Annotated in this window: 11 protein-coding genes; 5 read left to right on the top strand and 6 right to left on the bottom strand. The window is 46.2% G+C overall.

The genetic code is table 11. The features are described 5' to 3' along the window. Positions 1 to 4 precede the first annotated feature (4 nt). The 5 genes from xerC to lptM all read right to left on the bottom strand — a co-directional run bounded on the left by xerC (position 5) and on the right by lptM (position 3,900). Positions 5 to 937 carry a tyrosine recombinase XerC gene (gene xerC / locus R7D93_RS22855; protein ID WP_005378742.1) on the bottom strand — a complete coding sequence of 311 codons (933 nt, stop codon included), beginning with the start codon at positions 935 to 937 and terminating at the stop codon, positions 5 to 7. Further along, the gene (locus tag R7D93_RS22850) at positions 903 to 1,634 is read right to left on the bottom strand and encodes a DUF484 family protein (RefSeq protein ID WP_005383398.1); all 732 of its coding nucleotides are present in this window, start codon (positions 1,632 to 1,634) and stop codon (positions 903 to 905) included. Before R7D93_RS22850 ends, xerC begins: the two co-directional genes overlap by 35 nt. Beyond that, positions 1,628 to 2,458 carry a diaminopimelate epimerase gene (dapF, locus tag R7D93_RS22845; protein WP_005378744.1) on the bottom strand — a complete coding sequence of 277 codons (831 nt, stop codon included), beginning with the start codon at positions 2,456 to 2,458 and terminating at the stop codon, positions 1,628 to 1,630. The genes R7D93_RS22850 and dapF overlap by 7 nt, the downstream gene beginning before the upstream one ends. 10 nt (positions 2,459 to 2,468) lie before the next feature. Continuing rightward, the gene (gene lysA / locus R7D93_RS22840) at positions 2,469 to 3,722 is read right to left on the bottom strand and encodes a diaminopimelate decarboxylase (RefSeq protein ID WP_005378745.1); all 1,254 of its coding nucleotides are present in this window, start codon (positions 3,720 to 3,722) and stop codon (positions 2,469 to 2,471) included. A 61-nt stretch (positions 3,723 to 3,783) separates the two neighbouring features. Next, a complete protein-coding gene (gene lptM / locus R7D93_RS26360) occupies positions 3,784 to 3,900 on the bottom strand; it encodes an LPS translocon maturation chaperone LptM (RefSeq protein ID WP_005378746.1) in 117 nt (38 codons plus the stop codon). A gap of 74 nt (positions 3,901 to 3,974) precedes the next feature. Between lptM and cyaY the strand changes: the two genes are divergently transcribed. Next, positions 3,975 to 4,289: an iron donor protein CyaY gene (cyaY, locus tag R7D93_RS22830; protein ID WP_017636091.1), complete on the top strand. Its 315-nt coding sequence runs from the start codon at positions 3,975 to 3,977 to the stop codon at positions 4,287 to 4,289. Positions 4,290 to 4,358: 69 nt separating this feature from the next. Here the strand turns inward: cyaY and R7D93_RS22825 are convergent, their stop codons facing one another. Then, positions 4,359 to 6,887 carry a class I adenylate cyclase gene (locus tag R7D93_RS22825; RefSeq protein ID WP_054702152.1) on the bottom strand — a complete coding sequence of 843 codons (2,529 nt, stop codon included), beginning with the start codon at positions 6,885 to 6,887 and terminating at the stop codon, positions 4,359 to 4,361. A 346-nt stretch (positions 6,888 to 7,233) separates the two neighbouring features. Here R7D93_RS22825 and hemC point away from each other — a divergent pair, with 346 nt between their 5' ends. The 4 genes from hemC to R7D93_RS22805 are packed head-to-tail and all read left to right on the top strand — an operon-like array spanning position 7,234 to position 11,313. Then, the gene (gene hemC, locus R7D93_RS22820) at positions 7,234 to 8,172 is read left to right on the top strand and encodes a hydroxymethylbilane synthase (protein ID WP_104979848.1); all 939 of its coding nucleotides are present in this window, start codon (positions 7,234 to 7,236) and stop codon (positions 8,170 to 8,172) included. Positions 8,173 to 8,174: 2 nt separating this feature from the next. Next, positions 8,175 to 8,903: a uroporphyrinogen-III synthase gene (locus R7D93_RS22815; protein WP_005383386.1), complete on the top strand. Its 729-nt coding sequence runs from the start codon at positions 8,175 to 8,177 to the stop codon at positions 8,901 to 8,903. Between the two features lie 17 nt (positions 8,904 to 8,920). After that, positions 8,921 to 10,132, top strand: a complete 1,212-nt coding sequence (locus R7D93_RS22810; RefSeq protein WP_104979849.1) for a uroporphyrinogen-III C-methyltransferase — start codon at positions 8,921 to 8,923, stop codon at positions 10,130 to 10,132. Further along, positions 10,132 to 11,313 carry a heme biosynthesis protein HemY gene (locus tag R7D93_RS22805; RefSeq protein WP_213868974.1) on the top strand — a complete coding sequence of 394 codons (1,182 nt, stop codon included), beginning with the start codon at positions 10,132 to 10,134 and terminating at the stop codon, positions 11,311 to 11,313. The genes R7D93_RS22810 and R7D93_RS22805 overlap by 1 nt, the downstream gene beginning before the upstream one ends. The last annotated feature ends 750 nt before the right edge of the window (positions 11,314 to 12,063 follow it).

Raw genomic sequence — 12,063 nt, 5'->3', positions numbered from 1 at the left:
CGGCTCACTCCCCGTTCTTTTTGCGTGCGCGTGGGTGGGCTTGGTCGTAGGCTTGCGCCAAATGTTGGAAATCCAAGTGCGTGTAGATTTGGGTCGTCGAAATGTTCTCGTGCCCTAAAAGCTCCTGCACCGCACGTAAGTTATTGCTTGATTCGAGCATATGTGTCGCAAATGAGTGACGCAATTTATGCGGACTAATATGGCTTGCGACAGACTGTTTCTGCCCCCATTCAGCCATGCGCTTTTGCACGCTACGATGCGAAATACGCGTTCCGAGCTTAGATACAAACAAGGCGGGCTCACCTGGAGCGGCTAAATCACCACGAACGCGTAACCACTTCCCGACCCACTCGGTTGCCATCCCAGAGAACGGCACTTTACGTTCTTTATCGCCTTTACCAATAACACGAAGCTCACCACTACGCAGTTGTACATCACGTACATCCACACCCACCAACTCAGCCAAACGTAAACCGGCGCCGTACATCAGCTCCATCATGGCACGATCGCGCACAGCCAACGGGTCGTCCTCGTTGACTTCAAGTAATTGGCTCACTTCGTCAACATCGAGGTTTTTGGGCAACGGGCGTTTTTTGCGAGGTGCTGAAACCCCTTTGGCTGGGTTAGCCGACATCTCGCCACGCAGAATAAGGAAATCGAAAAAGCTACGCAGCGATGAGAGTCGCGTTGCCAAACTGCTGGCTTTCATGCCTTCTCGCATGCCCTTACCTGCTAATTGGCGCACCCAACCAGCATCCACTTGAGACCAATCTTTGAGTCCCATTTCAGCTAAGTGCTGCGCCATTGTTTCTAGCTGCTGTTTGTAATTGCGCTGAGTATGTAGGCTAAGCCCCTTTTCGCTTCGTAAGAATTCATAGAAGCGCTCAAGAGGCTTTTGCAGACTATTTGGCAGAGGAGTGTTGGGAGTTGTCGTCATCGTAACTTTGCCATACCAGTGTTTGAGCGAGATGTGCCACTACTAATGATAGGTGACGCAAAAACAAGGTATCCATATCTGGCTGAAAATGGCCGCCATCTTCACTAGAAAAAGCAAGCACGCCCAGTGTTTGCTGTTTCACGAGCGGCAGTACCACATAGGACCCCATTTCCGGCACTTCCATGTTGCCAAACAAAGCTTCACGATCTACTTTGCGAAGACGTCCTAAGTACGCATCTTTGCCATTTAAGTGAGTGGTCGCAAAGCGTTGATAACTTTCCTTACTCAATTGAATCGATGCGTCGCATTGACTAAACAATCGAACAAACGCACGTAAGCCCAGCGCCTTGGCTTTCTCTTCGATAGAATGAATGACTTGTTTAAAGTCACCACATTTTAGAATCTGCCCCTGCAAATCCATAAATTCGTAAAAGGTCCGATCATTGTTCGCCGCAAGCGACATTAGTGTAGTGATCTCTTCCTCTAACTCTTCAATGCGCTGACGTTGGCGATTCATTTGGATGTGTACCAAAGATACCGCGCCTAAGTCTGAGTGTGGGAAAGATAAACGATCCACAAGCTCCGGACGTTGCACAAAAAAGTCTGGATGATCTTTGAGGTACTCGGCCACTACTTCAGCCGTTAAGGCATCTGCTTCTACTTGAGACAAACCGTTTCCTTTTTCTTCAACTAGCAAGATAATTGACCATCAAATACATGCGTTGTAGGACCGGTCATAAACAACGGCTTGCCAGGACCTTGCCATGCAATTCGCAATTCACCACCAGGTAGAGAAACCTTAACGTTTTCATCCAACAAGCCCTGCAGAATCCCAACCGCGACTGCCGCGCATGCACCACTACCACAAGCTTGTGTCTCTCCTGCGCCTCGCTCGTAAACTCGAAGACGAATATGGTCACGACTCATCACCTGCATAAAGCCAGCGTTGACGCGCTCTGGGAAACGCTCATGCGACTCAAGCAGCGGACCGAGAGTTTCCACTTCTGCCGTATCCACATCGTCGACCACGGTCACTACGTGCGGGTTACCCATGCTCACAGCACCACAAAACAAGGTATTGTCGCCTGCTCGCATGATGTAAGTTTTCTCTTTTTGCTTCGCTTTGAAAGGAATTTTGTTCGGTTCAAACTCTGGCACGCCCATGTTGACCGTCACTTCCCCATCATCTTCGATGTTGAGAATCATCTTTCCTTTCTTGGTGCTCACGCTGATGCTGTATTTATTGGTCAGCCCCTTCAAGCGAACAAAGCGGGCAAAACAGCGTGCACCGTTACCACACTGTTCAACTTCACTACCATCGGCATTAAAAATCCGATAATGGAAGTCGGTTTCAGGGTCGTAAGGGGCCTCTACCACAAGCAATTGGTCAAAACCAACGCCAGTATGACGATCCGCCAAGCGGCGGATCAGGTCTTGCGAGAAAAACACGTTCTGGGTAATACAGTCGACGACCATGAAGTCGTTGCCCAAACCGTGCATTTTGGAAAAGTGGAAATGCATTTGTTGTGTGTTACTCCGGTAGAATCTGTTCCAGCTGCCACAAACTGGTCAGCTCCTCACGCTGGCGAACTAAGTGGCTTTGTTTACCGTCCACCATCACTTCTGCCGCTCGGGTACGAGTATTGTAGTTCGAAGACATCACAAAACCATAGGCACCTGCTGAACGAACCGCGAGTAGATCACCTTCTTGCAAAACGAGTGCGCGATCTTTACCCAAGAAGTCGCCGGTTTCACAAATAGGACCAACCAAGTCGTAAGTCTGTGCTTCACCCTTTCGCGGTGAAACTGGCACAATATCTTGCCATGCTTGGTATAGCGCAGGACGCATCAAGTCGTTCATTGCAGCGTCGATAATCGCAAAGTTTTTATGCTCAGTATGTTTTAAAAACTCAACACGCGTTAGCAAGATACCTGCGTTCGCAGCAATTGCACGGCCTGGCTCAAAGATCAGCTCCAAGTCTTGGTGATTTTCAAGACGGCCTAGTAACGCTTTGGCGTAATCAGAAGGCTGAGGTGGTAATTCATCACGATAGACCACACCCAAACCGCCACCGACATCAAGATGGCGAATGTTAATGCCTTGCGCTTTTAAATCATCAATCAGAGCTAATAAACGGTCTGTCGCGTCGATAAATGGGTCTATATTGGTCAGCTGAGAACCAATGTGGCAGTCGATACCTTGCACATTCAAGTTAGGCAGGCTTTGCGCGAATTTATAAACATCTGGCGCACGATCAAACGCAATGCCGAATTTATTGTCGCGAAGACCAGTCGAAATGTAAGGGTGTGTTTTCGCGTCGACATCTGGATTGATACGCAGAGAAATTGGCGCAATCACACCAAGCTCACCCGCAACCTTGTTCAAACGTTCTAGCTCTGGCTCAGATTCAACGTTGAAACATTTGATACCTAGCTCAAGAGCGCGCTTCATCTCTGCCGGTGTTTTACCAACACCAGAGAAAACGACTTTTTTCGGATCACCGCCTGCGGCAATCACACGCTCAAGTTCACCACCCGACACGATGTCAAAACCCGATCCCAAACGCGCTAGCGTGTTCAATACGCCTAAGTTTGAGTTGGCTTTCACCGCGTAGCAAACCAGGTGAGGATGCTGACCCACAGCACTATCAAACGCCTTCCAATGGCGCTCTAGCGTGGCTCGAGAATATACGTAAAGAGGAGTGCCATATTGCTCTGCAAGAGCTTGAAGTGGGACGTCTTCGGCCCAAAGCTGGCCATCATCCTGATAGTTGAAGTAATCCAAAATTCGCTTCCCTTATTTTATTCGACTGCTGAACCCTAATTTCACCCTAAGGTGCGGTTATTTATTGTGATTGCTCATTCTGTTGAGTGTCATCTGGAATGTATAGTGAGCCAGACTGACCACACCCCGCTAAGGTCGCGGCAACCATCACAAACAACACAGTAACTAATTTTTTCATTTCGCATATCGTGATTATTGAATCAATGCCCCCTATAATCGCACCACACTCAGGAAAAGCAATAGGATAGACGGATGAACGATACTGAATTTCATCAACTGGTGGATGCGCAGATGCAAATCATCGAAGAATCCATCGATGATTCAGGCGCAGACATTGATTACGAAGTCACTGGCAACGTAATGACATTGGAATTTGAAGACCGCAGCCAAATCATCATTAATCGCCAAGAGCCGATGCATGAGATCTGGCTAGCGTCCAAATCTGGTGGTTTCCACTTCAAACTTATTGAAGATAAATGGACCTGCTCAAAAACGGGTATGGAGCTATTTGAAATGGTGAAGCAAGAGTGTGAAAAGCACGCGGGCGAAGCCATTGATTGGGTATAATACTGGTCAATCGTCACCAAAACAAAAAGAGCACCGAAGTGCTCTTTTTGTTTATTGATAAGGGTTTAATTACGCGTTCACAGTTTTGGTCGGGCGACTCGGTGAACAACCGTCATTACGGTAAGGAATGATATACGCATTCCCCTCTTCAGGGTGAATAATTTGATAGTACTGAGGCAGGTTAAAATTAATAAACTTCGACGCGACGCGACTATCGTCTTTTACCGACGTGTAGAAACTGTTTACAGACGAAATCATTTCATCTTTGGAGCCACTAAATTGGTGATACACTTCTACTTGATTTGACTCATCCAACACATAAATATTGAAGCCATCTTCGTTATCTTCAAAGAAGAACTGCACCAGACCTTCACTGGCAAACCCATCCACCGCTTCCGGCATTTGATATTCTTGCTCACGATCGAGCATTAACAGCGGCGAGCCTTTGAGTTTGTTAGTAGAAATGCTGCGGTAGAAATCGATGGAATTTTCTAGCTTCTGCACCGACACACCACGACGTTCAAAGAACAACCCATAAGTCTGGTTACCAAGACGCATCGCTTTAAAGCGGCGACGTTTCTCTTGCTCTACTGGTTTCAAGCGTAAGTCGATACATTCAGCTAAAAGCTGGTAAACCATATTACGCATCACACCACGCATGTTCTTCGCATAGCAGAACACATCCACTGATTCTGGTGGCAACGCATCTTGGTGCATTTTGCCCAAAATGGTTTTCAGTGCATCCAGCATCGCCGTTTCCCCTTTGAAATGCAGCGTACGCACTTCATGCCAAGAGTTACGGTAAACAAGGTCAACACTGCCGACTAAATTTTTATGTTCTGGACCAAAGCTAAAAATATCGGTGTTCTTAACATCCACTTTCAACGAACGACCAGAAAGTTCAGACGTCGGATCATTTTCAAAGTTGATGAACATCGCAAGCTGGCTTATTTCACAAGGACTCGCTAGCGCCTGCATAGATGGACGACGCTTACGCAACGCAAAAGTATTTCGTAAGTCGCTCACCATTTGGTAAAACTTATCAATATCTAGCTGCGCTTCACGTACCACGGCATGTAAACGAGTCGATTCAGTAATCAAGCCATTGAAGAATGCCCAAGCAACCAACTTACTCAAGTATTCATGATGCTCTAGATATGGTTGCCCCAAAATGCGGTGCGCAATAAGTGGTTGTTTATAGAGGTACCAACCAGACTTGTTCACTCCCCCTTTTTTCACTTCGATAAAGCTCAAGTCAGGCTCGTGCAGATCAGGTGAAATCTGTGGGTTTAGTAACGTTACTTTGCCCGGCAATACTTCAAAAGCCGCGTAAAGTTTACGGGCCAAAATACTGATGTCTTGCGGACTGATAGCAGAAGTGATGTCGTTACGACGCGCAAATTGAATCAAGTTACGGTAGCTTTGCATCAACGCATCCAGCAATGCATGATGTACCACCTTCACTTGTTCAACCTTCCAATTACGGCGGTCATCGAGCTCTGCAACGACACTGGCATCCCAATTCCATTTTGCAATCATATCGCTCAGCGCTTCACGACGCCAAGCTACTGAGCCAACATTCGGCTCACGAGATAGTTTTTCATGGGTTTTGAGATAGAAACAGCGACGCACCAAATCCAAACGTGTATCGTCTTGAATTCGCTCTAAGTAACGGGTTACTTTTTCCAACATTAAGTAGTACGCATCCATGCCATAGAGATCAGGCTCATGGGCAAAGAAACGACGTTTAGTGTCGATGCTTAACAATTGAGTATGCGGGTATTCCCACGAGTAAGCTTCTAGCAAGATGGCTTTTAATACCGATTTGTAGGGAGAGTCGATGCTTTTGTATAACTGCCACAAGTTCGAGCCGAAGTATTCTTCAGCAGGAATGCAGTTCAATTTACCAAAGTCGATCCATTCACTACAGTCGATGTAACCATCACTGCACAGTTGAGAAACGTACTCGTCGTAACACTCTTCCATTTCTGGCGGCACGATTTGCCATAACAAACGCTGTCCGGCAATACGCACCGCACTACGATAGAATTCATCTAGCAAAAGTAAGTGCTGAGATGAACCACAGTTATCACCCGTCATCTCTTCAGAATGATTGCTTCTAAAGCGCTCTTTATCCATTAAGAAAAAGTTCGCTTCCACGCCTTTGCTTTGTGCCCAATCCGTGATGAGTAAGCATTTATTGGTCAATAACTCACGTTCGTCACAATCCATATCGGGCGAGATACACACCCAAATATCCAAATCACTGGAAGTACTTTGACCAATCGAGGAGGTACTGCCCATGGTGTATAAACCCAATATAGCGGGCTTTTCTACCGTCTTGAGCGGCTGACCAATGGCAAGTTGAATATCATCTATGAATTGTTGCTGAATGCTATTTAGTTCAAGCCCATGCACACCAAACGGGACATCGGCATCATAATAGCCAGGAATTACAGGATGGTTGTAGTTCAACAAGGCAGGAATCAAGTGGAAGACTTGCTGGCTTTGCGAATCCATAAGCGCCAACGCGCGATCAACTCGCTGCTGATTCAAATTATCTAGTCGCTGGATGATTTTTTGGGTGTAAGCCTGCAAGGGGAATTCCTTGGTTGAACAATCACGAAAATCTGCTGACGTTTTAAACCAAAACGGCTTAAAAACGTGATCAATTTAACACTTTTATTGGTGCGGGTAAAGCTTCACGCCCGTGTATCACTCCGGATACAAAACCATACTTTAGTCACAAAATTAATCGCGCGGTAGTGTCGCTCTTATTACCTATTACTAATAATAGTCCTTAGTCTAATTGAGAATCCAGTCACACTATTTTCATAACGTCATGTAATTCCATTCATAGCCTTCAGAGATAACGAACTAACAGTAAGCATTTCTTGATGAGAATGGTAGGATAAACCCAAATCCAAACAGCATTGAGAAGATCATGACACAATCCACACCGATTCGCATTGCAACTCGAAAAAGCCCTCTTGCTTTATGGCAAGCTTACTTTGTTAAAGACGCCCTTCAAGCCGCTCACCCTGGCTTGGAAGTCGAGTTAGTAACCATGGTGACCAAAGGTGACGTGATTTTAGATACACCACTAGCAAAAGTTGGCGGCAAAGGCTTGTTCGTAAAAGAGCTTGAAATCGCGATGCTAGAAGGACGTGCAGACCTCGCCGTTCACTCAATGAAAGACGTACCCGTCGATTTCCCAGAAGGCCTTGGCCTCGTGACCATTTGTGAGCGTGAAGATCCTCGTGATGCCTTCGTCTCTAATACCTATAGCCACATTGATGATCTCCCTCAAGGTGCCGTGGTTGGTACTTGCAGTTTGCGCCGTCAATGCCAACTGAAAGAATATCGTCCGGACATCATCATCAAAGAGCTTCGCGGTAATGTGGGCACTCGCCTTGGTAAGTTAGATGCGGGTGAGTATGATGCAATCATTCTTGCTGCGGCTGGCCTCAAACGATTGAAGCTTGAAGAACGCATTCGTAGCTTTATCGAACCAGAGCAATCACTACCAGCGGTAGGCCAAGGTGCTGTCGGTATTGAGTGCCGCCTTGACGATGAAAGACTGCTTAAGCTGCTTGAGCCACTTAACCACCAAGACACCGTAGACCGCGTTTTGTGTGAGCGCGCAATGAACCTTACGCTAGAAGGCGGCTGTCAGGTACCTATCGGCAGCTATGCCCTGCTAGACGGCGACAACATTTGGCTACGCGCATTAGTTGGCGAACCAGATGGCAGCGAAATTGTGCGTGGTGAAATTCGTGGCCATCGTAAAGATGGCGAAGCATTAGGAGTGCAGCTAGCCAATGAGCTGCTAGATAACGGCGCTCGTGAAATCCTAACTAAGCTGTACGCAGATCACGAATAACCATGGCAGTGTTGGTCACTCGGCCGGGAGAGCAAGGCAACGCGCTTTGCTCTCTGCTCGAAAGGCACGGCATTTCCGCATATCACCATCCTCTGATCGACATTGTCGCCGATCTCACGGACACGCACCTCTCTAAACATCTACATCAAGCTCAAATTGTTATCGCTGTTAGTCGACATGCCGTGCAATGTGCACAGCAAATCTTAGCCAGTAACGGGATGTCATGGCCGAAACAAGCTATTTACCTTGCCGTTGGTCAAAAAACAGCACACTATTTAAGCAAATGTACCCAACAGAAAGTACACTATCCCCAAGTCAGTGATAGTGAACACTTATTGCGACTGCCAGAGCTCAACAATGTGGCACAACAACAAGTTCTTATCCTTCGTGGTAACGGCGGAAGAGAGCTGATCAAAGATGCATTGGTGAGGCGTGGCGCAAAAGTTCACTATAGTGAGACTTACAAGAGAGAATTCATCCCATTCGATCCAGTAAGCTGTATCTCACTATGGAAAAACCTACAAATTAACCAGATTATTGTCACCAGTGGTGAACAACTGGATTATTTGTGCAGCCAATTGACGTCGGAGCAATTGACTTGGCTTAATCAACAAGAGTTGTATATCCCCAGTCAGCGTATCGCTGACATCGCAATTCAAAGGGGGTTCACTCGCGTGAGATGCACGGGAAGCGCATCCAACCAAGAATTACTGGCGGCTCTCCAGCCCTAGCTACACAGGATATAGGCATGACAAGTAAAAATAACGACCAAAAAAATAACGATAAAAACCTTTCCGAAGAAACCTCATCGGCACCGCTAGTCGAAAAAACCACATCGCAGCAGGATGCGGACCTTAAAAAAGAGCAACCACAAGCGGCCGAGCCCCCAAAAACAGCAGAGCCAACCAAAGTCGAGTTTGAAGAAAAACAAGGTAAACGCGGTGTCAAACTAGGCACGGTCGCTATCATCTTATCGATTATTTTTGGCGGTGGCCTCGCGTACAAGGTGCATCAACAGCAAGCCGATTACCAAGCGCAGATCGCCCAACTAAAAAGTCAGCTAGAAAGCACTCAAGCTTCCATGAAGCAAGAGCTCAGCCGGGTACAAGAAGAAACCATCGAGAAAGCAACAACCGTGACACACAAAGCGGAAGTGGTACTTGGACAGCAACAGAAGAGCATTGAAAGCTTACAGCTCGCCGTTGCCGATGTGAAAGGTCGTCGACCAAACGACTGGCTATTAGCGGAAGCCGATTACCTTGTCAAATTAGCTGGTCGTAAATTGTTCTTAGAGCACGATGTAGAAAGCGCGACTCAACTGATGGAAAGTGCAGACCAACGCATTGCAGCACTGAATGACCCTAGCCTCGTCAAACTACGTAAAGCAATGGCGAACGATATCACCAAACTTCGCACTATCCCGCTAATTGACCGTGATGGATTGGTACTACGCTTAACTGCCCTACAACAGCAAGTAGACAAGCTCCCTCTCGCCAATGCACTGCTACCTGAAGCTGAAGCCGTAGAAAACACTGAAGTGTCTGAAGATATCGCAAACTGGCAAGATAACTTAATGACCTCTTTGAAGGACTTTTCAGAAAACTTCATTACCTTCCGCACGCGCGATGGTAACGTCATTCCACTGCTTTCTCCTGAGCAACACTTTTACCTGAAAGAAAACATCAAAGCCAAATTGGAAACGGCAATAAAAGCGGTGTACCAAGAACAAGGTGAAATTTACACCACATCTCTAAAAACAGCCGACAAATGGGCATTAGCTTTCTTCAACCAAGACGATAATTCCGTTAAAGAGTTCAACAAAACGGTTAACCTGCTAAGTCAGCAAAATATTCAAGTGGAATACCCAACAAAACTGCAAAGTCAGTCTCAACTATCAGATGTCATCCGTGAACGCCTACGTCGTGAAGTCACAACGATGACAGGCATGGAGGATAAGTAATGTTTCGTCTTATTTTCCTATTTGTTGTACTAGGCGCAGGACTATTTGTTGGCACCCAGTTTTCTGGTCAGCAAGGCTATGTACTCATCTCCATTGCCGAGAAAACGATCGAGATGAGCGTAACGACATTAGTGGTTTTCGTTATCGCTGCACTCGCAGGTCTTTTTCTGCTTGAGTACCTGATTAAGAAGTTAGTTTATGCTAGTTCTACAACATGGAATTACTTCAGTGTTCGCAAAATGCGCCATTCCCGCCGATACACCAATGAAGGCATTATTAAACTTCTAGAAGGTGACTGGAAAGGTGCTGAGAAGAAAGTAACTCGCTGGGCAAATCATCACGATATGCCGCTGCTTTGCTACTTGGTTGCGTCTGAAGCCGCACAAGGCCAAGGTGATAAAGCAAAACGAGATCACTATCTAGAGCTAGCGAGCCAACAAGAGAACGCCCATCTCGCAGTAGAACTGACTCGAGCGAAACAATTTATCCGCGACAACGAGTTCGAGTCCGCTTTCGATACCTTGCAATCGTTAAAAAGTCAGTATGCGAGTAACTCTATTGTATTGAGCTTGCTGAAAACAACGTACATGCAGCTAAAGTTGTGGCAACCTCTTATTGACCTCTTGCCACAACTAACCAAAGCAAAACTCATCACGGAAGAAGAACATGCAGAGCTGATTCAAAAGGCGCAGTGCGGCTTACTCCATGAAGTAGCGCAACAACAAGGTAGCGAAGGGCTTATCTCTCATTGGAATAGTCTCTCACGTAAAGTGAAACAAGACACACACCTCGTTGCCTGTTTTGCTCGAGAACTCATCACACGAAAAGCTGATGCAGAAGCCTTTACCGTGCTAAAAGAAGCATTAAAAAAACAACCTGCCCCAGAGCTTTATCAACTACTGCCAGATCTAAATCTGCCAGATACCCACCCTGTCGTGGTCTTCTTAGAGGGCGTAGTGAAGAAAGAACCGGATAACGCCGCTGCCCATAGCGCATTAGCGCACTTCTATTTCCGTCAAGAGAAGTGGCAAGAAGCCCAAGATCACTTTGAGATCGCCTTAAAGCTTCGCTCTGACGTCTCTGACTATGCATTCCTAGCAGACACACTAGAGAAGCAAAATCTAACCAAAGCTGCTCACGAAGTCTCTCGTAAAGCTCTCACGCTCGTCCAGAACGACTAAGTAGCAGTCATCTAACCAAGCCGGCAGCTCACTGTCGGCTTTTTTATTGCCTGCTATTAACCCTTTAGTCCTTACATCAATATGTTTATCAAATTCATTGGTTCCCAAGTAATTTCCAACTTCCTAGCAACTCACTATCGTTTCACTTTCACTCTTCTCTTTTGACTACTCTGATCCTGTCATTCCAGCAGAATCCAAAAACAATTTTAAAAGATGCAGGAATACGTAACTTTAGCCTGTTGATGTATGGTTTTAAGACGTAGCTAGATTTAGGCAATAGAGCACACGCATCGCTAGACTGAGCAAAACAAAAAGATACATCAGTGAAACAGTGGCTATTTTAGTATGCTTATTTGTTCGGTCTATCCGGTAAAAGGGGCTAGAGAAGCAATGGTAGTGCTTTAAGAGAACGATAAGGCAATAGATGGTTCAACATCTTAACAAAGCATCTCCAACAACCTTATCGGGACAGCATGCAGTGATGAGGATGAACAGCTTTAGAGGCAACTGCACTTCTTAGCAAAAATCAAAACGTCACAACCAATACCGATACCAATATTACTTTGTCGAAAAGTAGATCGCATATGGAATTGATTTTTGGCAAGCACAGATAGAGTAATAAAGATGTACGGAAATGAAAAAAGCCTCGCTATTTCTAGCGAGGCTTCTTAATAGTGGCGGAGAGATAGGGATTTGAACCCTAGATACGCTATTAACGTATGCCGGTTTTCAAGACCGGTGCTTTCAACC

Origin of the sequence: Vibrio sp. YT-15, assembly GCF_033337445.1 — a bacterium.
Lineage (GTDB): Bacteria > Pseudomonadota > Gammaproteobacteria > Enterobacterales > Vibrionaceae > Vibrio > Vibrio alginolyticus.
Note: the sequence above shows the minus strand (reverse complement) of the source record. Positions and strands in the feature narration are given on the sequence as shown.